The sequence below is a fragment of the Flavobacterium sp. UM26 genome (genome assembly GCF_057922445.1).
In genome coordinates, this window is record NZ_JBVHCY010000001.1 from 81,820 (window position 1) to 105,705 (window position 23,886).

The window sequence follows — 23,886 nt, forward strand, 5'->3', positions numbered from 1 at the left end:
TATGATTTTTTTAAATTTTAAGATTATTACACTTTAAAAGTAAATTTTATAGTTGAATTACATGTTCTTCAAACTATCAAAAGTGCAGTTTCGTGAATATTCAAAAAAACAAAAAAAACTTTTTAGCCAAAATTAAAGAAACATAAAACACTGTCATTCCGCTACTCCATATGCTATACGTATCTTCATTTATAATATTAAAAAAACTCTAAAAACAATGTTAATTCTTAATCTGACATCTTGTCATCTTTGTCAAATTTCGCTTATATTTGCGGTTTTAAAATACCCATGGAAAAGATTATTGAAGAAAGTAAACAAGGCGAAAGTCTTGTTTTAGAAAATAAACCAGAAAACTCAAAAAAACTCTTTATAGAAAGTTATGGCTGCGCTATGAACTTTTCTGATAGTGAAGTTGTTGCCTCGATATTATCTACTAATGGATACAACACCACTCAAAAACTAGAAGAAGCTGATTTAGTTTTAGTAAACACCTGTTCAATTAGAGACAAAGCCGAACAAACTATTCGTAAACGATTAGAAAAATACAATGCCGTTAAACGACGCCTCAACCCTAAAATGAAAGTTGGTGTTTTAGGATGCATGGCGGAACGTTTAAAAAGTCAATTTTTAGAAGAAGAAAAAATTGTTGACTTAGTGGTAGGCCCTGATGCCTATAAAGATTTACCCAATTTATTAAACGAAGTTGAGGAAGGTCGTGATGCTATTAATGTAATCCTATCCAAAGAGGAAACGTATGGCGACATTTCTCCCGTTCGTTTAATGACCAACGGAATTACTGCCTTTGTTTCTATCACTAGAGGTTGTGATAATATGTGTACGTTTTGTGTAGTCCCATTTACTCGTGGTCGCGAACGTAGTCGTGACCCGCAGAGCATTCTGAACGAAATTAAAGATTTATGGAATAATGGCTACAAAGAAGTAACGCTTTTAGGACAAAATGTAGACAGCTATTTATGGTATGGTGGTGGATTGAAAAAGGATTTTGTCAATGCTTCTGAAATGCAAAAAGCAACAGCGGTAGATTTTGACCAATTACTCGAAATGGTAGCTGTAGGATTTCCAAAAATGAGAATTCGTTTTTCAACTTCCAACCCACAAGACATGCACGAAAGCATTTTGCACGTAATAGCAAAATACCCAAATATTTGTAAACATATTCATTTACCTGTTCAATCTGGAAGCAACCGAATTCTAAAAGAAATGAATCGTTTACACACTCGAGAAGAATACATGGCACTTATCGACAAAATCAATGCAATTATACCAAATTGTGCTATTTCACAGGACATGATTGCGGGATTCCCAACCGAAACAGAGCAAGATCATCAAGACACCTTGAGCTTGATGGAATACGTAAAATACAGTTTCGGTTATATGTACAGCTACTCCGAACGACCAGGTACTTTAGCTGGAAGAAAAATGGAAGATGACGTTCCGGAAGAAACAAAAGCAAGAAGACTACAAGAAATTGTTGATTTACAACAAAGCCATGCTCGATACAGAACAGAACAATACATCGGTCAAACTGTAGAGGTCTTAGTTGAAAAAGTTTCTAAAAAATCACCAAACGAATTCTCCGGAAGAAACTCACAAAGCATCACTGTTGTTTTCCCTAAGGAAAATTATAAAATTGGTGATTTTGTAAATGTACTAGTAGAACGAACTACTGGCGCAACACTTATTGGTAAAGCAATTGGGCTTAGCGAGATGAATTAAGAAAAAGTTTAATAGTTTAAAATGGTTTAAAGTCCGTCCCCAAAACAACTTCAAACCATTAAACACTTAAACCTTTAAACAAAACAATTATGGAAACAGTTCAAGCAATAAAACAACGTTTTGAAATTATTGGGAATGATCCCAAACTCAATCGCGCCATCGAAAAAGCCATTCAAGTGGCTCCAACAGATATTTCGGTGCTGGTTTCTGGTGAAAGCGGTGTGGGTAAAGAAAATATTCCAAGAATTATTCATTCTCTTTCCCATAGAAAACACGGCAAATACATTGCTGTAAACTGTGGTGCCATCCCTGAAGGAACTATTGATAGCGAGCTTTTTGGTCACGAGAAAGGCGCTTTTACTGGAGCAACGAATACCAGAGAGGGCTATTTTGAAGTTGCCGATGGCGGAACCATATTTCTAGATGAAGTGGGAGAATTGCCATTAACAACTCAGGTGCGTTTGTTACGTATTCTTGAAAATGGTGAATTTCTAAAAGTAGGTTCATCTCAAGTGCAAAAAACAAACGTTCGAATTGTAGCAGCCACCAATGTCAATCTTTTTGATGCCATTGAAAAAGGAAAATTCAGAGAAGATTTATACTATCGTTTAAGTACGGTAGACATTACTTTGCCGCCACTCCGTGATCGAAAAGACGACATTCATTTATTGTTTAGAAAATTTGCTGCCGATTTTGCTCATAAATATAAAATGCCACCACTAAAACTCGACGACAATGCCGTTCATGTTTTACAAAAATTCCGTTGGAGTGGAAACATCAGACAGCTAAGAAACGTTGCAGAGCAAATTTCCGTTTTAGAAACCAATCGCGATATTAATGCGACTACTTTACAATCGTATCTCCCAATGGAGAGCAGTAACTTGCCTTCTGTCATCAAAGACAAGAAAAGCGAAAGCGATTTTAATACCGAAAGAGAAATTTTATACAAAGTTCTTTTTGATATGAAAAGCGACTTGCATGATTTAAAAAAACTGACGTTAGAATTAATGCAAAACGGAAGTTCAAAAGTGCAAGAGACCAATCAAAACCTAATTCAAAAACTATATGGTTCAAAATCTGATAGTGAAATTGAATTCGAAGAAGAACCGAGAACAGCAGTAATCACCACTCAAAATATTGACACCAATTATCAAGAACCTGAGGAAAACTATCTTTTTGCCGAAACCATTGAAGAAGAAGAAATCCTCAAACTAGAACAAAAAGAAATTGAGTTGATTAAAAAGTCGCTAGAAAAAAACAAAGGAAAAAGAAAAGCTGCTGCCGATGAATTGGGAATTTCAGAACGTACTTTGTATCGAAAAATCAAACAATTCGATTTATAAAAATGAATACAATTCCAAATTACTATATTTGAATAAATTTGGAATTAAAAACTTAAAATGGTGTTCCTTTCACCACAACTTTATGAGAAAATTATTTTTTTTATTTGCAATCATTTACCTTTTCACACTGAATAGCTGTGGCGTATACAACTTTACTGGTTCTGGTAAAATAGATGCAAAAACATTTCAAGTGAATTTTTTCCAAAACAATGCCGAATTGATCGAACCGGGAATAGACAGAACATTCACCTTACAATTACAAGATTTAATTCAGAATCAAACCAATTTGAACTTGGTAAAAAACGGAGGTGATTTAGTTTACGATGGAGAAATTACCGATTATAGAATCAGCCCAATGACAGCAACGGCCGATCAGCGTGCTGCACAAAATCGTTTGAAAATCAGAATTAATGTTCGTTTTACTAATAAAAACAAAGAAACCGATAACTTTGAAAAATCATTTGAGTTTTTCTATGATTATCCTGCCGATCAACAATTAACGGGTTCAACATTAAGTGCTGGTCTAAAAGAAATTTTTGATAGAATTTCACAAGACATTTTTAATGAATCACTTGCTAAGTGGTAAACCAATTAATCCTATCTTGACTATAAAATGAACGTTACTGATTATACCTTTTTGATAAATAAACCCGACACTATTAATAGTGCTTATACGGATGCGCTTGGCAATATTCTGAATGAGTTCCCATACTTTCAAAGTGCAAGAGCTTTACGTTTAAAAGGTCTTTTCAACCAGAATAGTTTCAAATACAATTTTGCCTTAAAGGTTACCGCCGCACACACCACTGATCGTTCTGTTTTATTTGATTTCATTACTTCAGAAAATTTTGAAACACTTCAAAATGACTTCTATGACAAAAAAAATCTAGAGCTCATGAATATGGAAGTGGTAGATAGTGAAATCGTACATCCAAAAACTATTTTGGAACAGCAACAAAAAGCACTAGAATTATCAATACTCACGTCTATAAAAGAAGCAACTAACAATAACGATAAGAATTCTGAAAGCGAACTTACAACTACATCGGTAATCGATCTTGGCAAACCTATCGATTTCACACCCAATGAAAAACATTCCTTTCAAGAATGGCTTCAGTTGTCCAGAGTACAACCTGTGGACAGAAGTAAAGAAAATTCAGCAAAAATCATGGAAGACAATCTTGAGGAAGAAAGAAAGAAAAAAGCAGCATTGATTGACAAATTCATTGAAACCAATCCTAAAATTTCACCAATCAAACCAGGCTCAGCTCCAGCACCACAATTTGAACTCAATACTTCTGACAATACCCACTTAATGACAGAGACTTTGGCAAGAGTTTACTTGGAACAGAAAAAATATCAAAAAGCAATTCAAGCCTATGAAATATTAATTTTGAAATATCCAGAAAAAAGTAGTTTCTTTGCAGACCATATATCAGAAATAAGGATTTTACAAAATAACAATAATTAAACAATGAGCACATTTTCAATTTTTTTAGTTTTAATAACTATAGTTTGTTTTTTACTAATCGTAGTAATTATGGTTCAAAACCCTAAAGGAGGAGGACTTTCATCATCAATAGGAGGTTCACAAATGTTGGGTGGTGTACAAAAAACAACTGACTTCTTAGACAAAAGCACTTGGACTTTAGCAACAATTTTGATTGCTTTGATTTTACTTTCAAGCTTAAGTTTCACTGGTTCTATGAGTGATACCGATTCTAAAATCATCGAAAAAACTGAAACTGCTGCTCCACAAACAGCACCAGTTCAAAATGCACCTGCAACTCCTGCTGCCCCTGCAACAAAATAATAGAAACAACTATATTATAAAAATGCCAGCCTGTCAAAGCTGGCATTTTTTTTAGGAAAAATTGTCAGTTTATTGGGCTTGGCACAATTTCTGAAATCCAAGAAACCAATTAAAAATTAATTCTTAACAAAAAATAAAAACCATGGCATTAAACATTAAACCCCTATCGGATAGAGTTCTTATCGAACCTGTTGCCGCTGAAACAAAAACAGCTTCAGGGATTTTTATTCCTGATACCGCAAAAGAGAAGCCTCAAAAAGGAACTGTAATTGCTGTTGGTAATGGAACCAAAGACCACGCAATGACAGTAAAAGTAGGCGATACCGTACTTTATGGTAAATATGCGGGTACAGAATTAAAATTAGAAGGAACCGATTATTTGATTATGCGCGAGGACGACATTCTTGCAATAATCTAAAAACACGAACAAATTCAATTAGGTATGGACAAGTCGCGACTTGTCCCTTCAATTTATTAATTATTCTAAAAAAATAAAAAAATGGCAAAAGATATTAAATTTGATATTGAAGCACGTGACGGTTTAAAACGTGGGGTAGACGCATTAGCTAATGCAGTAAAAGTAACACTTGGCCCAAAAGGACGTAATGTTATTATTGGAAAAGCTTTTGGAGGACCAAATGTAACGAAAGACGGTGTAACGGTAGCTAAAGAAATCGAATTGAAAGACCCATTAGAAAATATGGGAGCTCAAATGGTAAAAGAAGTAGCTTCAAAAACTAACGACTTAGCTGGTGATGGAACTACAACTGCAACTGTTTTAGCGCAAGCCATCGTAAAAGAAGGCTTAAAAAACGTTGCCGCTGGAGCTAATCCAATGGATTTGAAAAGAGGTATCGATAAAGCCGTTGAAGCTATCGTTGACGACTTAGCCAAACAAGCTAAAGTTGTGGGAAGCGATTCTGAGAAAATCAAACAAATTGCTTCTATTTCTGCTAACAATGACGAAGTTATTGGTGAATTAATCGCTACTGCCTTCGCAAAAGTTGGAAAAGAAGGCGTAATCACTGTTGAGGAAGCCAAAGGAACCGAAACTTTTGTAGATGTAGTAGAAGGGATGCAATTCGACAGAGGCTATTTATCTCCTTACTTCGTAACGAATCCAGAGAAAATGGAAGCTGAATTAGAGAATCCATTCATCCTTTTATACGACAAAAAAGTTTCTTCATTAAAAGAATTATTACCAGTTTTAGAACCGGTAGCACAATCAGGAAAACCTTTATTGATTATTGCAGAAGATGTTGATGGTGAAGCTTTATCAACATTGGTAGTAAACAAATTACGTGGTGCCTTGAAAATTGCTGCTGTAAAAGCTCCTGGTTTTGGAGATAGAAGAAAAGCTATGTTGGAGGATATCGCTATCTTAACAGGAGGAACTGTAATCTCTGAAGAAAGAGGCTATACGCTAGAAAATACTACTATCGATATGTTGGGAACTGCTAACAGAGTAACTATCGACAAAGACAATACTACTATTGTAAACGGTGCTGGGGATACGGAATTGATTAAAAACCGTGTAAATCAAATCAAAGGTCAAATGGAAACTACGACTTCTGATTATGATAAAGAAAAATTACAAGAGCGTTTGGCTAAACTAGCTGGTGGTGTTGCTGTTCTTTATGTAGGTGCTGCTTCTGAAGTAGAAATGAAAGAGAAAAAAGACAGAGTTGACGATGCTTTACACGCTACTCGTGCTGCTGTAGAAGAAGGTATTGTTGCTGGTGGTGGTGTAGCTTTATTAAGAGCAAAAACCGTTCTAAGCACACTAAAAGCAGACAACGCTGATGAAGCTACTGGTATCCAAATCGTTTCTCGCGCAGTAGAAGCTCCATTGAGAACTATTGTAGAAAACGCTGGATTAGAGGGTTCTGTAGTAGTAGCAAAAGTAGCTGAAGCAACTGGAGATTTTGGTTACAATGCCAAAACCGACGAATATACAGATATGCTAAAAGCAGGTATTATCGATCCTAAAAAAGTAACTCGTGTAGCTTTAGAAAACGCAGCTTCTGTTTCTGGAATGATCTTAACCACAGAATGTGCTTTAATCGATATTAAAGAAGAAAATGCTGGAGGCGGAATGCCAATGGGAGGCGGAATGCCAGGAATGATGTAATTTCAAAAACGAAGTACGATATACGAAGTACGAAGTTCAAAATAAAAAGATCCGAAGTTTAAACGCTTCGGATTTTTTGTTTGTATTCAAAAGAAAATAATTCTTGTTAATTTTTTTAAAAAATATTTTTCATTGAAAATCCTAGCAAACAATAAGATATATCTAATTTTAAACAACAAATACAACTAAAAACCAAGCACATAACAGAAGAACCTGATGTAAAAAATAAAAAATTGGCATATACTTTGATAATTGTAAAATCTACAACCTAAAAGCCAAAAATTATGAAAAATTACACTACAATTATCGCACTTATCTACATTCTGGTTTTTCAAAATGCTCGGTCCCAATCCAATACTCCATCATCAATTGACAAAGACTATATTAAAAAATCGCTCGAGAATTATTTTAACTTAGATAGAGAAAACATCCACCTACATCTAAACAAAAATGAATTCTTAACCTCAGAAAACATTTGGTTTAAAGGCTATATCGCCAATAGAAAACAAACTAATGCGACTATAAAGACTACTAATATACGAGTAGCTTTATTGAATGAAAAAGGAGAAAAAATACAAGAGTATCTATTTTACGCCAATAACAATAGCTTTTCAGGAAATATTAATTTGACTACAAAATATCCTACTGGAAAATACTACCTACAAGTGTATACCAATTGGATGAATAATTTCACGGAAGATGAATCCTCCACCTACCCTATTATCATCACAAACATTGAAGAAAACACTAAATTAATTGCTGCTACTAAACCAAATAGTATAAATACTACTATTTTTCCAGAGGGGGGAATGCTAGTTGCCAACACGAAAAACTCCGTTGGTATAAATGTAAGTAATGAAAACGGAAAAGCATTACCCGACACCAAAGCTTGGTTAGTCAACTCCAAAAAAGAAAAACTAATGTTACTTTCCTTAAATGGGTCTGGAAATGGTCGTTTTGATTTTGTTCCTACAACAGAAGATTTTTTTATTTTAGTAGAAAGTGGAAACAAAGTAGTTGAGAAACAATTACCTCAAGCCAGTACTACTGGAATAGCACTTACAGTCAACAACTATTTTTATGATAAGAAAACTATTGTTTCAGCAATGACCAATAGTGAAACTATCGAAAAACTTCAAAACCAAACGCTCTATTTAGTCATTCACAAAGACGATAAATCGAACATACTTGACCTCAAATTATCCAAAAGCAAAATCGAGGATACTTTTGAAATCCCTAACAATATACTGTTTAATGGTGTAAACTATTTTCGAATTATTGACGGTACTGGAAAACAATATGCCGAACGTATGGTCTACAATAATATGCAGACCATAATGAATACTTTTGAATTTAAGGAGATTACTCAAGATAAAAGCATAACAACTTTAACCGCTCAAACGACACAAAACAACTACAATCTAAGCATAGCTGTCCAACCAGAATATAATAGCCCTGAGGTCCCTGCAAGAAATATAATCGGTGACTTGTTATTAAACCCATATTTAACAAAGCCTATAACATTCGAAACGCAATCCATTTCTAATCAAGCTACGCTCAAGGAGAAACACAGCCTTGATTTATTATTACTAAATCAAAACAAACATAAATACGAATGGAAAAACATAGTGGCAAATCCTCCTAAAAAAATGTATGCCAATGAAAATGGATTAACTATAGTTGGAAATATAAATGAATCATTAAAAAATTACGAAGATTATAAAGTACGCATCTATTCCATTAATAACCTTTTAATGGAATTCGCTGACATCAATAAAAATGGCCACTTTGAATTCAATAATTTATTTTTACCTGATTCGATTCCAGTACATTTCACTTTTTACAAAAAAAAGAATCTTGAAGAAATTAATTTAAAATACAACATCAAAATCAAAACAGAAACTAGGCCATTCCGCCATAGCTTTGCACCAAATCAAAATGACGCTCCGGTTATAATAATTGCCAACAGTTTACCACCTTTATTAACAGAAAAAAGAGCGGTAAAATTAAAAGAAGTACTTGCCCAAAAAAGCAGTTTAAAACACCAATATGAATTTGGTGGATTAACTTATAATCAAAACATGCGCAAAGCATACAAAGTAAAACCTTCTGATTTAGGCCGTACGGTTCTTTCCTATTTGAATTCAAATGGCTTTGTTACAAGTAACACAATTCCCGTAATGATTACAGCCAATAGACAAGCAAGAAAACTTTATGATCCAATGCTAATGCAAATAAACCCATCAGATAGACCCACAGGATCCGTTTTAACAAATAGAACACCTGTATACTTAGACAACCTCCCCTTAATGGACTTAGACAGGCTTTTTAATTTTTTCATGGAAGACCTCGATGAAATTTATACTGACAATAGACCTAATATTATTGAAGGTAGCCTTGGTGTAATCAAACTGTATTCAAAAGTCCCCCAAGATAATAGAAAAAGCATAAACTCAGTGATCATTGCCAATGGATATAACCACTCAAGAGCATTTACTCCCGAAGATACTTTAGTTATTGATGACATCAACTATAAAAATCTTAATTGCATCTTCTGGCAAGATTATATAGAAAGCAGCGCTAATGGAATAGTAAATTTTGACATTCCGAATACAGCATCCAAAAAAGTGAAACTTATTATTGAGGGAATAAGTAATGATGGGCAGTTAATATCTACTTCCAAAATAGTGAACTTAAATTAAATATATTTGACTACTTCTAAATTGCATTAATACAAGTATGAATAACTATAAAAAGAATACAAAAGCCAAAAAAGCCTTTATATTTACTAAAAAAACCGAAGCTTTAAGCTTCGGATTTTTTGTTTGTATAAATCAATTAAGGACTAATCTTTACTATGGACTAAATTATTCTGGTCGCTTTTTCAACATTTTCATAAATACTGGAAAAGTAGAAACCAAAATAATCCCAATTACAATATATTCAATGTGCTTTTTCAAGTCGATACCATATTCAAGAAAAACCCCGTACAAATAATGCCCGGCAAAAATCAAAAGAAATGCCCACATAAACGAACTTAAAATATTGAAGAACATAAATTTCTTTTTATCCATAGAAACAATGCCCGCCACTATAGGCGCAAACGTTCTGAAAATAGGTAAAAATCTAGCATAGATAATGGCTTTTCCTCCATACTTTTCAAAGAAATCTTTCGATTGCAATAAATACTTTTTCTTAAACCAAAAAGTATCTTCCTTTTTGAATAAGTAATAACCACTTTTGGCACCAAACCAGTAGCCTACCATATTCCCTAATACTCCAGCAATAGCAACCATAACAGACAAGAACGTTACGTTGATAAAATCACTTTCAACCACGAAAAGATTTTCAACTAAACTACGACTGTAAATTCCTGAAAGAAAAAGCAAACTATCACCTGGAAGAAAAAAACCTGCGAAAAGTCCTGTTTCGGCAAAAACAATAAACAGAACTACATATAACCCAATTTGAACGCCACCGATACTTAATGTGATATAAAACTCAGGATTTAATAATTGGGTCCATTCAAAATTATTCATATTCGGGCTTAAATTTGGATTTATTAGTTGGTGAAAATAGGCATTTTTTAACAAAGGCGCAAAACAAACCCTTATTTTAAAGTTTTATTAACGGTTTAAAAAAACACCCAAAACAAGAGTCTTGGGTGTTCTAAAAAATTATTCTTTTCTCTCATACAAACAACATGAATGCAACTTGTCGTAATCTTCTTTGGTTGCTTTTACCTCATCAGTATCATGACCCACTTTTGCAATTGCCTTTTTAACATCAAGAAGGGAACACTTTTCTTCATTGAGAATTAAAGATAATTGATGCGAAGGAATATCCCAAGTAGCTGACTTCACTCCTTCTACAGAAAGAGCAGCTTTTTGAATGCGTTTTTGACACAGCCCACAATTCCCGTTTACCTCGGTTACATGTTTAGCATTTTTATTCTTTTTTTCTTGTGCTTGAGCAACAAAACCTACTAAAGCAACTAATACAACTAAAACTATTTTTTTCATGATTTCTATTTATTTAAAGTTTATTTTATTTTAAAACGTAGTCCTGCATAATACATTTGGCCAAAGATTGGCGCATATACAATTGAGGCATCAAAAGTAGGTCCAAATGGAGTTTCCTCTCCAAGTATGGCTTTACTTTGCTTGTAATTACCAATGTTTTCTCCTCCCACATATATTTCAAAATTAGAAGAAAACACATGCGTAACTTGAGCATTAATCAAGTTATAAGATGGAGAAAAATCAGGCAAACGATCTTGAGCAGGATTCGAGGCTGTTACTGGCAATTGCTGTTTGCCTAACCAGTTATAAGTTGCATCAAAACGCCATTGTCTTCCTGATTCACTTCGCCCTGTTTCATATTCTAGATTCCCAAAAAAACGATGCTTCGCTTGCAAGGGTCTTTGGTAAACACCTGACAAATATTGTGTCTGAATATCATAATACTTATAAGCAGAACGCAAACTAAAACGATTCGCTAGTTCATAATTGAATTCGATTTGCAAACTCGTCGCATAAGATTTCCCTTTTAGATTATAAAACAAAACCTGCTGTGGCGATTGCATTACATCCACAACCGCTTGATTTTGAAAATCGGTTCTGTACAGATCAAATCCTGCATCACCGTTTCGGCCAAACAATTGAAATTTTTGATTAAAACTCAAACCATAATTCCAAGCAATTTCTGGATTCAAACCATAGATTTTTCCATCGGTATCCAAAATAGAAAAGGTTCTAGAACTAGCAAACAACGATTGATTTTCAGCAAAAATATTCGCCGCGCGTTTTCCTCTTCCTGCCGAAAAACGAAGCACCGATTTCTCCCAAGGATTGTAACGAAGATGCAAACGAGGGGTTACAAAAGTCCCCAATCGATTGTGATTATCGACTCTTCCTCCTAAAACCAAACTAAAATTATCGTCGTTATCATACGTGTATTCAAAAAAAGCACCTACCGAATTATCTACTCTTCCATAATCTGTCAACCCCACAAACTCATTGTAATTATCGTACGCAAAGTTGATTCCTGTTGCAAACTTATGTTTGGTGTTGTTAATGATAGAGTTGAAAATCAAATTCGAATAAAAGCTACTTTGCTTAATATCGTAAACATTCAATCCATAATACGAATTTTGATCGTGTAACGTAAAAGCATTTTGAAAACCTATACTTTGAAACGGCATATCTTTGAAGACATAGCCCACTTTCGTAGCCAAATCCAATCGTTGCGTATTGATTTCAGAACCCCAACGATTAGTAGTACCTCGGTCTCTATCTGGATTAAAATCAACCTCGCCCGATTGTTTTTTATCATTCATATACCTGAAATTGATAAAACTCACAAGACCTTTTTCGGCATCATAATATTGGTAGCGATTCATAACATTGATTTGCTTTGCCAACGGATTATCCATAAAACCATCGTTATTCTGATCCATTTTAGACACACGAGTGTTACCGTGTACAAACAAACTACTACTCCATTTTTGAGACAATTGTGTGTTAAAATGCGTGTTCAACTCAAATCGAGAATCGGTAGAACCGTAGGCATTCAAAAAGAAAGGAATATCGTTGATCGGCTTGATCAATTCGGTGTTTATTTGACCCGAAATGCTCTCATACCCATTCACTACGCTTCCCGCGCCTTTGGTAATTTGAATACTTTCGACCCAAGTTCCCGGAGTAAACGACAGTCCATACGCTTGGGATGCACCACGAACAGAGGGCACATTTTCTTCCGTAATCATCAAGTACGGACTCGTCAAACCTAACATTTTGATTTGCTTCGTGCCCGTCAAAGCATCCGAAAAATTCACATCGATAGACGGATTGGTCTCGAAACTTTCGGCCAAATTACAGCAAGCCGCTTTAAGCAACTCTTTGCTGGTTACCAAGGTAGTGTTGGTGGTAACCGTGAAGGATTTTTGCAATCCTTTTCGCTTTTTGGTCACCTTTACTTCGTCTAGATTTTCTTGTGAAAAAACTGGAAAAGCGAGTAAAATGGCAGCCAAAAGCACTATTTTTTTATACATTGTTTAATCTGATTTATGCCGTCGTTCCAACATATTTTGGGCGTAACCCCATTTAGTCAAGGGGGCAATAAAAGTAACGTGCTATTCGCCCCCTTGCCTAAATGCGGTCGGGCTATACGCGCTACTTCGGTAGCCAGCTGCTATCCCTTACGCAAACCTGTGCACAAGGAAAAATAGGTTCAAACGACAACTGTTTATAAAATTTTCAAGAAATTAAATAAACAAAAATCAGGCGTAAAAAATGTATTGATGGTATAATTGGTAAAGCGGAGGCGCATTGATAGCGACATAAAAATCGTTGACTACCGCTTTTTGAAAATGAAGTGTTCTAGCAAAAACTGGAACATGTTGCACAGGCACTAAGAAAGGAGCCGAAATGTCAAACAGTACAATTTTCACAGTCGCATTATCCGACTTTTTTTCAAAATGCACCACTTTATCTTTACAGCAAGAATCTTTTTCGACAACTGCTGTTTTCTCACAACAACCATCAGGCTCTGTCAAAGATAAAAGTTCAGAATGCAAACTTATCGCAGCAATAGAGTCGCCACAATAATGCACATTAAAAGCCATTCCTATATTGGAAACCAATAATAGGAGTGCCAAAAATAAACTAGTGCTCTTCTTTACATTCATACTGCGAAATTACTCATTGGATTATTGTAACAATCAAAATATTTGTTAAAATTACAAATCAAACGTTTGTCCCATCATTGGAACTACACATTCAAAACCATAAAGTTCTTGTATCTTAATGCGCAATTCATCAGCCGCTTGATTCTCACCGTGTACCAAAAACACTTTCTTAGGTTTGTTTTCTAAAGCCGATAACCAATATAACAAATCCTTTTGATCACCGTGGGCAGACAAGCCTTCAATCTCCACAATATTGGCTTTGACTTCATAATATCTCCCGCGAATCTTAATTTCTTGAGCCCCTTCTAATAATTTTCTTCCACGAGTTCCTTCGGCCTGATACCCAATTATAATTACTGTTGTTTCTGGCAAACCAATATAGCGCTCTAAATAACTTAAAACCCTTCCTCCAGTTATCATTCCACTCGCAGCAATAACTACTTTTGGCTGTTTGTTGTAAATTATTTCGATAGTTTCTTTATAATCTGAAACCATTGTAAACATTTTACACATTCCAACATACTCTTCTTGCGTTAATTTATGCCATTTCGTATTGTGCTCAAAAAGATCTAGCATACTAATTCCCATAGGCGTATCAATAACATAGGGAATCGAAGGAATTCGTCCTTCTTCTTTCAATTGCCACAATAAAAACATCACACTCTGAGCTCTTTCGACTGCAAAACTTGGCAAAATCACCGTTTCACCTTTGGCAATAGTGTTATTGATATACATTTCCAACTCAAGTTTAGGGTCGGTGTCGGGGTGCAATCTGTTTCCATACGTACTTTCCAAAAACAAATAATCCCCTCGTGTTGGTAAGGTAGGTGGAAATAGCAACACATCATTGTCGCGTCCAATATCTCCCGAGAAAACCAAATACTGATTTTCTAAATGCAATTCGATACTACAAGCACCTAGGATATGTCCTGCATTACTAAAAACAGCTTGAATTTCGGCATCCAAAGGAATAACTGTTTTGGGCTGAATCACTCTAAAATGGGAAAACACTTCTTCGGCTTGAGCCACAGTATAAAGTGGTTCAGCGACTTGATGTTTCGAATACTGGCCTTCATTCGCTTTGTTTGCTTCTTCCTCTTGAATTTTGGCGCTATCTAGTAAAATTAATTTGGCTATAGCTGCAGTGGGACTCGTGCAATAAATTTTTCCCTTAAAACCTTGATTGACTAATCTTGGCAACCAGCCACAATGATCCAAATGTCCGTGAGTCAGCAAAACAAAATCAATGGTTGCTGGCAAAACAGGCAAAGGCTCCCAATTCAATTCTCGCAAGGGCTTGATGCCTTGAAACTGTCCACAATCAATCAAAATCCGAATTCCGTTACTTTCTACGAGGGTTTTCGAACCGGTAACAGTTCCTGCCCCTCCAATACATGTAATTTTCATGAGGAATGTTTTTTAAATTAAATGCTAACTACCACACAATTCTCTTGCTTCTTTGAGCACATTTTGTATTCTATTTGAACTCAAACCAATCGTATTCAATACCGATGAATGAATTAAAATATCTTTGACCAACAACAAATCTTCTTGTAATAAATGTTCCTTTTCGGCAAAAGACAACGTAGTCAAACAGGTAATCGGATATAATTTATTCTGGTCCGTTTTGGACTTCAAACAATTATTTTCGGGATAATTCCAACTCAAAAGTTGCAATCCTGAACAATTTGCAAAAGTGATAGCATCTGCCGTAAATCGATTATTGGTTACTATCCAACACGAAGTCAGAGGACTTTTGGAATCAAAAAAAGGATGCGATTTTGTTTTTAAATCATTGAATCTTGACAAAATGTACATCGGTACTTTTACATCCGAAGCCACTTCTCTACCCGCGTGAAACTTACATTCCACCATTCCCATTTCCGAGTCTTTTTGAATCAAAACATCTATTTCGTGCGTGACACATTTGCCTTGTAAAACTAAATTGGTCTTCGTTAGATAGCCTTCCGATTCAAAAAGGCGGGCAATATATTTTTCAAAATAAAAACCAGCTGGACCTAACATTCGTATGGCTTCACGCAAGTTATAACGCGCTGCGTATGCATTTGAATTTTTCTTTAGCAACGCAAAAGCCATTTTGTAAATTTGCTTGGTCGCCATCCCGTCAAAAAGCTGCGTGCTTATGGTAGAAATGATTTGTTGAGCTTGCTCAGGACTAGCTCCAGCCTTTAAAAGTGATTTCAATAATTTATTGGAATTAAAATCAACTATATCTCCTGAATATTTGACTACTTTCATCGCTTTAGTTTGTATATTCTATATGCAGAAATCACACTAAAGGTACGTATAAATTAGCTATTTAAGGCGCTTTTGATAATAAAATCCGGGGATAAAGAGCAATATAAAAATAGGCTGAATCAAAAACCTTCGTACATAAAAAAGAAGCAAATAATTTTGATTCTGAAAGGAAAGAAGACAAAACAAGGTAACTATGAACAAAACAAAAAAAACTACAAATAGCACACTCGAAAACTGAAACATATCCCAGTCTTCAAAAATAACATACAACAAAATCAAGGATAGCAGTGAATTCAATCCGTATCTGAGCAGTAAACCAAAAAACAATTGAATAGGTTCATATTTTGGCAAAGGTTGACCAGCATAATCGCTTTTAAAAAAAGCCAAAAAAGGATCATAAAACAATTGTGTTTCAAATTCACGGATTACTGCAAAAAGAAAAACAAGCAACAATCCAAGAATAATTTTGCCTTTATTTTGAAGTAGATTTTGTAGCATAAATAGAAAAGTAGTTAACCCAGATAAACCATAAGATAAAAACAACACTATAAATAAAAAGAGGAAAAATAACGCCGTGTAAAAGGTGCTCATAGGCTGGAAAACGATACAAGAGTAGGCTCAAAACAGCAATTCTAATCACGTTGAGCAGATAAATCAATACACTACCACCAATCAAAAACAACAAAGTAGTCCTAACCCTTCCTGCAAAAGCAATTACAAAAGAAACAAAAAGTATCACAACACTAATTGCATTACATCCTTCAATTACGGTAGCCACTTCTTTTTGATGCATCAAAATACTGATTTTGATATTTTGATGATACACAACAGCCGAATTGGAATCAAAAACCTGCAACACTTTTTCAACGTGACTAGCCACAAGCCTAGTGATGCCATCCAATTGATTATTTTCATATCCTGACAAATACCACTGATATAAAAAAGTGAGTAGGATAAATGAAAATAAAAAAGCCCCAATGAATTTCAAAAAAGGCTTGTATTGTATCCAATAGTTTTTCAAAATTGATTTTTTTCAAATTTATGTAATTTTTAAGACTCGCATTAGATACTTTTGTATAAAAACAATTATAAAATGACATTTCAAGAATTACAACCAAAGGTAATTGCCATTACAAGCAACGATACTATTACTAGAGACGAGAAATTACTGGCCATTTGCCAACTTTTGAACGAATCGATTGAATACTACAATTGGGTGGGATTTTACTTCGCCAACCACGATACCAAAACCTTGCACTTAGGACCTTATGTAGGAGCCGAAACAGACCACACCGTTATTCCTTTCGGAAAAGGAATTTGCGGACAAGTAGCAGAATCGAATGCCAACTTTGTAGTTCCTGATGTGTCAGCACAAGATAACTACATTGCCTGCAGCTTTACTGTAAAATCAGAAATTGTGGTACCACTATTTGTAAACGGCGTAAACATTGGTCAAATTGATATTGACAGCCACGTTATCGACCCATTCACAGAAGCCGACGAACGATTCTTAGAGTTTGTAAATCAGGAAATTGCGAAGTTATTTTAACGATTTTAGTAATTTGTATTTATAATTGATAATTATTTTATACTTTTGCACCCGTCTTACAAGAGTTGTAAGTCATACATAAAAATCATTTAAATAATATTAGCATGTATTTAACTAAAGAAGTTAAAGCGGAAATTTTCGCTAAACACGGAGGAAAAGCAGAAAATACTGGATCTGCAGAAGGACAAATCGCTTTATTCACACACAGAATTAGCCACCTTACTGAGCACTTGAAAAAAAATCGTCACGATTATAACACTGAGCGTTCTTTGGTACTATTAGTAGGTAAAAGAAGAGCTTTGTTGGATTACTTGAAAAAGAAAGATATCAACAGATACCGTGAGATTATCAAAGTATTGAATATTAGAAAATAATCAATATACAAAAAAGAGGTGCGAAAGTGCCTCTTTTTTTATTCAAAACATACATTGAACAAATTAAACAAAAACAACTGATAATCATCAGAATAAGTAGTCTAATTTCTATAAATGTATAGCGTCTTTTGCTATATTTGCAATAGGTAAAAAAGTTTGGTTTTTCATTGGGTTTTAGGCAATAACTACACACAACAACTACAACACAACTAAAACCCATTGTTTAATCACAAAAAAATAAGTATGATTCCACAAGTTTCAAAAGAAATTATCGATTTAGGAGATGGCAGAAGCATCTCAATCGAAACCGGAAAATTAGCAAAACAAGCTGACGGTTCAGTAGTAGTTAGAATGGGTGATGCCATGTTATTGGCTACAGCCGTATCAGCAAGAACTTCAAATCCAGGTGTAGATTTTTTGCCCCTAACAGTTGATTACCGCGAAAAATTTGCTGCAGCTGGCCGTTTCCCTGGAGGTTTTTTCAAAAGAGAAGCACGTCCAAGCGACAGCGAAGTACTAACTATGAGATTAGTAGACCGTGTATTGCGTCCACTTTTCCCAGACGATTACCACGCAGAAACACAGGTGATGATTCAGTTGATGTCTCATGACGAAAAAGTAATGCCAGACGCTTTAGCAGGTTTAGCCGCCTCTGCAGCATTAGCCGTTTCTGATATTCCATTTTACAACTTGATTTCTGAAGTACGCGTAGCTCGTGTAAACGGAAAATTAGTAATCAACCCAAGTAGAGAAGAATTAGCAAACTCTGACATCGATATGATGATTGGTGCCTCTAAAGATTCTGTTGCTATGGTGGAAGGCGAAATGAAAGAAATTTCAGAAGCCGAAATGGTAGAAGCCATCAAATTTGCTCACGAAGCCATCAAAATCCAAATTGAAGCACAAGAACGTTTAAGAGCTGCGGTTGGTTCTCCAGCCTACAGAACTTACGAAGGCGAAAAAGAAGATGAAGCTATTTATGCAAAAGTAAAAGCAGCTGCGTATGACAAATGCTACGCTATCGCTCAAGAAGCTTCTGGAAAAAGCGAAAGAGGCGAAAAATTTGCAGCTGTAAAAGAAGAAGTAAAATCATTGTTTACCGAAGAAGAATTAGCCGAAAACGGCGATTTAGTTGGTAAATATTTTTATAAAACAAACAAAGAAGCGGTTCGTAATGTAATCCTAGAAAAAGGATTGCGTCTTGACGGAAGAAAAACTACTGAAATCAGACCTATTTGGTGTGAAACAGATTATTTACCTTCTGTTCACGGATCCTCTATCTTTACTCGTGGAGAAACCCAAGCTTTGGCTACAGTAACTTTAGGAACTTCTAGAGAAGCGAACCAAATCGACTCTCCATCAGAACAAGGTGAAGAGAAATTTTATTTACACTACAACTTCCCTCCTTTCTCTACTGGTGAAGCAAAACCACTAAGAGGAACTTCAAGAAGAGAAGTAGGTCACGGAAACTTAGCACAACGTGCGTTGAAAAACATGATTCCTGCTGACTGTCCTTACACTATCCGTGTGGTTTCTGAAGTATTAGAATCTAACGGTTCTTCTTCTATGGCAACCGTTTGCGCTGGTACAATGGCCTTAATGGATGCTGGAGTTCAAATGGTAAAACCAGTTTCTGGAATTGCTATGGGATTGATTACTGACGGAGAAAAATTTGCTGTATTGTCTGATATTTTAGGTGACGAAGATCACTTAGGAGATATGGACTTTAAAGTAACTGGAACTGCTGACGGAATCACAGCTTGCCAAATGGATATTAAAATAGAAGGTTTACGTTACGATATTATGGAGCAAGCCTTAGCGCAAGCACGTGATGGACGTTTGCATATTTTAGGCAAATTGACTGAAACTATTGCTGCACCTAGAGCTGATGTAAAAGCACACGCTCCAAAAATCATTACTAGAACTATTCCTGGTACTTACATTGGCGCCTTAATCGGACCTGGTGGAAAAGTAATTCAAGAATTACAAAAAGCTACAGGAACTACCATCGTAATCAACGAAGTAGACGAGCAAGGAGTTATCGAAATTTTAGGAACAGATCCTGCTGGAATCGAAGCTGTATTAGCAAAAATTGCTTCTATTACTTTCAAACCACAAGTGGGAGAAGCCTATGAAGTGAAAGTAATCAAAATGCTTGACTTTGGTGCTGTGGTAGAATATACTGCTGCTCCAGGAAACGAAGTATTATTACACGTTTCCGAATTAGCTTGGGAAAGAACAGAAAATGTAGCCGATGTAGTAAAAATGGGCGATATTTTCCAAGTGAAATACTTAGGTATTGATCCTAAAACTCGTAAAGAGAAGGTTTCTAAAAAAGCATTAGTACCTAGACCTCCACGCGAAGAGAAAAAAGAATAACAATTCAAATAAAGGTTAGATTCAAAAGCCCCTTATTCATTTTGAGTAAGGGGTTTTTCTTTGGACAAAAAATCGAGTCTAAATCCAAAGTTATTTATGAATTTCACAATAAAAATCAAAAAAAGTTAAACAACTTTACATTTAATTCATATAAAAAAAATATCTTTAACCTTATTAACCTTATAAACCAATATTAGACATGGCATTTACAGTTATTCAAAACACAAAAATTAACACAACACCTTTTACTTTTTCGAGCCCTGCAACCGTAAACTATCCTGTTGCTCCTTTAGTTTCGGCAAAATTCTACACCCCTGAAGGTGGTCCCTTAACCCTAAAAATTAGAGCTACTTTGTATATGAACTCTGAAGATACCGTAGCCCCAACAGTACAAACGCCAACAGAAAATGGAAACGTACTAACTATGAATTACGATTATAATTTCTCGGAAGAAACGCCTGAAACTTGTGATGTGTATTATATAGAAGTAGATTATACTTCGGACACTGTAGGCGATATAACTACGATTATGTCTTATATGGTAGACTTAGATCCAGAGACTTCTAGAGGGACTGAAATAAAAGTAGGAAACTAATTAATATATATGACATCGTTTAATCTAAAAATGATTAAACGATGTTAGTGTTTTGTATTACAACTAATAAATTTCCAAAATGCCAAAAATTAAATTGTTATTTGTTACTGTATTGTTATTTTCTTCTACTTTTCTTTTTTGTCAAACACCGACACAGTCCTCTACAACCTCTTTAAAACTACTACTACTTAAAAAAGCAGAAGAATTCAAAGAAGAAACTAACTTCAATAAAGCTCAATTGTTTTTTATTAAAAACAATTGGGATTCTACTTTAGTCTACTCAATGAAACAACTAACTATCAGCCAAAATAAAGAAATAGCAGATTTTTGTCATTTTTTCAGAGGTTATAGTTTTAGAGAAAAGAACATATTACAACAGGCTAAACTAGAACTCCATTTAATTTCAAAAAAATTTGAACTTTACCCATTAGTAATTAAAAACTTAGGACAAATTTCATTAGAATTAAAAGAACTTAACAAAGCGATCTATTATTTTAAAGAAGCAGAAAAAATACCGATTTCAAGCAAACAAGGTTATAAAATAAGTGTTATTTATGAAAACCTAGGAAGTTGCTATTTGCTCCTCAATCAATTTAAAAAAGCTGAGGAATACTTTTTTAAAAGTCTTGAAGCTCAAAAAAAAGAAAAAGACAGTGCTTCAATCATTAGATTATATATGGATATTGCTAATTTATACTATATTCAATACAAAGACAAACAAGCCATCCCTTACTTTGAAAAAGCATATAGTTTGTCGACAAAAATAAGAGATATTGACACGAAAAGAGTAGCTTCCAAAAACATGGCCGTTGTTGAAGAAAACAGAGGCAATTTCAAACAAGCCCTAGCCTACCGTAAAGAATCTGAAAAATGGAAAGATTCTCTTAACAACCAAAACAAAATATGGGCGGTTGCAGATTTTGAAAAAAAATATGCGGTGGCTCAAAAACAAAAACAAATCTCGGTACTCAAAGTAGAAAATGAATTAAAAAATACACAACGTAATACTATGTTTTTTTCTACCATAGGTTTGCTACTCCTTTTAACTGGCGGTGTGTATGTTTATGGACAAAAGGTAAAAAATGCTAAAATCATTTTAAGTCAAAAAGAAAAACTAGACGAACTCAACGCGACCAAAGACCAACTGTTTTCTATTGTTAGTCACGATTTGCGTTCGTCCGTCAATGCGCTCAAAACCAGCAACACCAAACTCACTAGTTCCCTAGAATCCAAAAACTACGACGAACTCGACAAGCTCCTGCATCAAAACAGTGCGATTGCCAATGGCGCCTATAGCCTATTAGACAATTTGTTGCATTGGGCGTTACTCCAAACCCAACAATTATATTTTCATAAAGATTCGGTACATTTGTTCTCCATTGTACAGCAAATAGAATACAGCTACAAACCCTTACTGTTAGAAAAAACAATTGCCTTTGAAAACGAAGTATCCAAAAACTGTTTTATCTTCGTAGATCTCGATTCGTTAAAAATAATATTGCGCAACTTGTTAGACAATGCTATTAAATTCTCTCCAGAGCACAGCAGCATTCGTTTTTACAACCTAGACACCCCATCCGAGTTCCATCAATTGATTATTGAAGATCAAGGCATCGGGATGCGTCCAGAAACCATAGCCGAGTTATTGCAAGACAACGAACTATTAGCCAAGAAAAGCAATTCAGAAATCATAGGAACAGGACTTGGAATGCAATTATGCAAACAAATGATTAAGAAAAATGGCGGCACATTGGCCATAGAAAGCGAACTCAACAAAGGCACTAAGATGATTTTATCATTCCCAAAAACCGTATAGTATGGATACCATCAACATTCTAATCATAGAAGATACGCCAGAAGAAAGCAACGCCTTGAGCAAAGTACTTTTGGAAAACAACTACAACATCGTTGGGGTAGCAAGAACATTCAAAGAAGCCTTAACACTGTTTTATAGCGAAAAAGTAGATATTGCCATTATAGATGTTTTTTTGGATGGAAAACCCGACGGCATCGCTTTTGCTGAAGCGATTAGCATAGTGCCCAATGCCGTAAAGCCTTTTGTGTTTTTGACCAGTTCACAAGACCGTCAAATCTTCGAAAGAGCCAAACTTACTAAACCGTTTAGTTTCTTAATGAAACCTTTCAATCCATTAGAAATTTTATATGCTATTGAAATGGCGGTAGAAAAATTTTACGCTCAAAACCAAGTCTTTCAAAGCGAAGAACAAGATACTGTAGTAAGCCATGAGTATTTGTTCATCAAGAAAAAAAATGCCTTAAAAAAAGTAGCCCTAAAAGACATTCTCTACATCGAAGTAGAGGAACGGTATTGCAACATCATTACCGAAAAAGAAAAATTTGTGATTATGATTTCGCTTACCAAAATTAGTGGTTTACTCAACCCCAATGAATTCATCAAAACCCATCGCAATTACTTGGTCAATGTAAACAAAATAGAAGAAATCATCCTCGCCGACAATTTAATCATCGTACAAGGCGGACACAAAGTCAACCTAAGCGATACATATAAAGACTTCATTAAGAAAATGAATATTCTCTCCTAAAAAAATACACTGCAAATAAACAAGTCTCCCAAGCGGAGATTTTTTTTTGATGTCAACTCAAAAAGATGCTTTTATAACAAAAAAAGGGAGACTCATAACAATGCCTTTACTAAATCTTTATATCAAAGGTATTTTTACAGCATAATTAACAAAGCAACTAAAATGAGTATAGCAGCAAAAAACCAATTTGAGATGAAACTTTTGAAACAACTTTTAACTGCCAAACTAAATCCGTGGATTGGGATTTTGGTTTCGTTACTGATAATAGTCCCAAGTTTGTATCAAATTCTAGATGATGTAACTGTTTTAAGAAAAGAATATCTTTTTTTAGCTGTAGGATTTCCTTTGTATGTCAAATCTTTGAAAAATCTTTTTGACGAGATGCTAAAAACTCCTGATGACCTATAAATCAAAGAATTAAAACCATAAAAAATTTTCATTTCATCTATAACCA

23 protein-coding genes are annotated in these 23,886 nt (G+C 34.8%); 15 read left to right on the forward strand and 8 right to left on the reverse strand.

The window, feature by feature from the left end:
- The first annotated feature begins 288 nt into the window (after nucleotides 1–288).
- The 8 genes from miaB to ACZ1AQ_RS00365 all read left to right on the forward strand — a co-directional run bounded on the left by miaB (nucleotide 289) and on the right by ACZ1AQ_RS00365 (nucleotide 9,726).
- Nucleotides 289–1,737 (forward strand): tRNA (N6-isopentenyl adenosine(37)-C2)-methylthiotransferase MiaB, encoded by a 1,449-nt coding sequence (gene miaB / locus ACZ1AQ_RS00330; RefSeq protein WP_489630982.1) that lies wholly within the window; start codon nucleotides 289–291, stop codon nucleotides 1,735–1,737.
- 89 nt (nucleotides 1,738–1,826) lie between these two features.
- Nucleotides 1,827–3,080, forward strand: coding sequence for a sigma-54 interaction domain-containing protein (locus tag ACZ1AQ_RS00335; RefSeq protein ID WP_489630983.1), 1,254 nt, complete (start codon nucleotides 1,827–1,829; stop codon nucleotides 3,078–3,080).
- Between the two features lie 82 nt (nucleotides 3,081–3,162).
- A complete protein-coding gene (locus ACZ1AQ_RS00340) occupies nucleotides 3,163–3,666 on the forward strand; it encodes an LptE family protein (protein ID WP_489630984.1) in 504 nt (167 codons plus the stop codon).
- A gap of 27 nt (nucleotides 3,667–3,693) precedes the next feature.
- A complete protein-coding gene (locus ACZ1AQ_RS00345) occupies nucleotides 3,694–4,551 on the forward strand; it encodes a tetratricopeptide repeat protein (protein ID WP_489630985.1) in 858 nt (285 codons plus the stop codon).
- Between the two features lie 3 nt (nucleotides 4,552–4,554).
- Entirely contained in the window at nucleotides 4,555–4,893 is a 339-nt protein-coding gene (gene secG, locus ACZ1AQ_RS00350; RefSeq protein WP_438060636.1) for a preprotein translocase subunit SecG, read from the forward strand.
- Between the two features lie 142 nt (nucleotides 4,894–5,035).
- Complete coding sequence (locus ACZ1AQ_RS00355) at nucleotides 5,036–5,311, forward strand: co-chaperone GroES (RefSeq protein WP_024982279.1); 276 nt, start codon at nucleotides 5,036–5,038, stop codon at nucleotides 5,309–5,311.
- A gap of 81 nt (nucleotides 5,312–5,392) precedes the next feature.
- Nucleotides 5,393–7,024, forward strand: a complete 1,632-nt coding sequence (groL, locus tag ACZ1AQ_RS00360; RefSeq protein WP_489630986.1) for a chaperonin GroEL — start codon at nucleotides 5,393–5,395, stop codon at nucleotides 7,022–7,024.
- 284 nt (nucleotides 7,025–7,308) lie between these two features.
- On the forward strand, nucleotides 7,309–9,726 hold the full coding sequence (locus ACZ1AQ_RS00365) for a hypothetical protein (protein WP_489630987.1): 2,418 nt from the start codon (nucleotides 7,309–7,311) through the stop codon (nucleotides 9,724–9,726).
- Nucleotides 9,727–9,891: 165 nt separating this feature from the next.
- On the opposite strand, the gene ACZ1AQ_RS00370 is transcribed toward ACZ1AQ_RS00365, so the two are convergent.
- The 8 genes from ACZ1AQ_RS00370 to xrtF all read right to left on the reverse strand — a co-directional run bounded on the left by ACZ1AQ_RS00370 (nucleotide 9,892) and on the right by xrtF (nucleotide 16,992).
- Nucleotides 9,892–10,563, reverse strand: coding sequence for a DedA family protein (locus ACZ1AQ_RS00370; protein WP_489630988.1), 672 nt, complete (start codon nucleotides 10,561–10,563; stop codon nucleotides 9,892–9,894).
- Nucleotides 10,564–10,701: 138 nt separating this feature from the next.
- Entirely contained in the window at nucleotides 10,702–11,046 is a 345-nt protein-coding gene (locus tag ACZ1AQ_RS00375; protein ID WP_489630989.1) for a heavy-metal-associated domain-containing protein, read from the reverse strand.
- 20 nt (nucleotides 11,047–11,066) lie between these two features.
- Complete coding sequence (locus tag ACZ1AQ_RS00380; RefSeq protein ID WP_489630990.1) at nucleotides 11,067–13,076, reverse strand: TonB-dependent receptor plug domain-containing protein; 2,010 nt, start codon at nucleotides 13,074–13,076, stop codon at nucleotides 11,067–11,069.
- Nucleotides 13,077–13,304: 228 nt separating this feature from the next.
- On the reverse strand, nucleotides 13,305–13,712 hold the full coding sequence (locus tag ACZ1AQ_RS00385; protein WP_489630991.1) for an HYC_CC_PP family protein: 408 nt from the start codon (nucleotides 13,710–13,712) through the stop codon (nucleotides 13,305–13,307).
- A 51-nt stretch (nucleotides 13,713–13,763) separates the two neighbouring features.
- Nucleotides 13,764–15,119, reverse strand: a complete 1,356-nt coding sequence (locus ACZ1AQ_RS00390; protein WP_489630992.1) for an MBL fold metallo-hydrolase RNA specificity domain-containing protein — start codon at nucleotides 15,117–15,119, stop codon at nucleotides 13,764–13,766.
- Between the two features lie 24 nt (nucleotides 15,120–15,143).
- Complete coding sequence (locus ACZ1AQ_RS00395; protein WP_489630993.1) at nucleotides 15,144–15,971, reverse strand: ATP cone domain-containing protein; 828 nt, start codon at nucleotides 15,969–15,971, stop codon at nucleotides 15,144–15,146.
- A 57-nt stretch (nucleotides 15,972–16,028) separates the two neighbouring features.
- Nucleotides 16,029–16,469: an exosortase F system-associated membrane protein gene (locus tag ACZ1AQ_RS00400; protein WP_489630994.1), complete on the reverse strand. Its 441-nt coding sequence runs from the start codon at nucleotides 16,467–16,469 to the stop codon at nucleotides 16,029–16,031.
- Nucleotides 16,444–16,992, reverse strand: a complete 549-nt coding sequence (xrtF, locus tag ACZ1AQ_RS00405) for an exosortase family protein XrtF (protein ID WP_489630995.1) — start codon at nucleotides 16,990–16,992, stop codon at nucleotides 16,444–16,446. Before xrtF ends, ACZ1AQ_RS00400 begins: the two co-directional genes overlap by 26 nt.
- 72 nt (nucleotides 16,993–17,064) lie before the next feature.
- Here xrtF and ACZ1AQ_RS00410 point away from each other — a divergent pair, with 72 nt between their 5' ends.
- The 7 genes from ACZ1AQ_RS00410 to ACZ1AQ_RS00440 all read left to right on the forward strand — a co-directional run bounded on the left by ACZ1AQ_RS00410 (nucleotide 17,065) and on the right by ACZ1AQ_RS00440 (nucleotide 23,840).
- Nucleotides 17,065–17,520, forward strand: coding sequence for a GAF domain-containing protein (locus ACZ1AQ_RS00410; protein ID WP_489630996.1), 456 nt, complete (start codon nucleotides 17,065–17,067; stop codon nucleotides 17,518–17,520).
- 104 nt (nucleotides 17,521–17,624) lie between these two features.
- The gene (gene rpsO, locus ACZ1AQ_RS00415) at nucleotides 17,625–17,894 is read left to right on the forward strand and encodes a 30S ribosomal protein S15 (protein WP_438060647.1); all 270 of its coding nucleotides are present in this window, start codon (nucleotides 17,625–17,627) and stop codon (nucleotides 17,892–17,894) included.
- Nucleotides 17,895–18,137: 243 nt separating this feature from the next.
- Nucleotides 18,138–20,273: a polyribonucleotide nucleotidyltransferase gene (locus ACZ1AQ_RS00420; RefSeq protein WP_489630997.1), complete on the forward strand. Its 2,136-nt coding sequence runs from the start codon at nucleotides 18,138–18,140 to the stop codon at nucleotides 20,271–20,273.
- A gap of 199 nt (nucleotides 20,274–20,472) precedes the next feature.
- A complete protein-coding gene (locus ACZ1AQ_RS00425; protein ID WP_489630998.1) occupies nucleotides 20,473–20,868 on the forward strand; it encodes a hypothetical protein in 396 nt (131 codons plus the stop codon).
- Between the two features lie 79 nt (nucleotides 20,869–20,947).
- The gene (locus ACZ1AQ_RS00430) at nucleotides 20,948–22,684 is read left to right on the forward strand and encodes an ATP-binding protein (RefSeq protein WP_489630999.1); all 1,737 of its coding nucleotides are present in this window, start codon (nucleotides 20,948–20,950) and stop codon (nucleotides 22,682–22,684) included.
- Nucleotide 22,685: 1 nt separating this feature from the next.
- The gene (locus ACZ1AQ_RS00435; protein ID WP_489631000.1) at nucleotides 22,686–23,432 is read left to right on the forward strand and encodes a LytR/AlgR family response regulator transcription factor; all 747 of its coding nucleotides are present in this window, start codon (nucleotides 22,686–22,688) and stop codon (nucleotides 23,430–23,432) included.
- A gap of 162 nt (nucleotides 23,433–23,594) precedes the next feature.
- Entirely contained in the window at nucleotides 23,595–23,840 is a 246-nt protein-coding gene (locus tag ACZ1AQ_RS00440; RefSeq protein WP_438063669.1) for a hypothetical protein, read from the forward strand.
- Nucleotides 23,841–23,886: the final 46 nt, after the last annotated feature.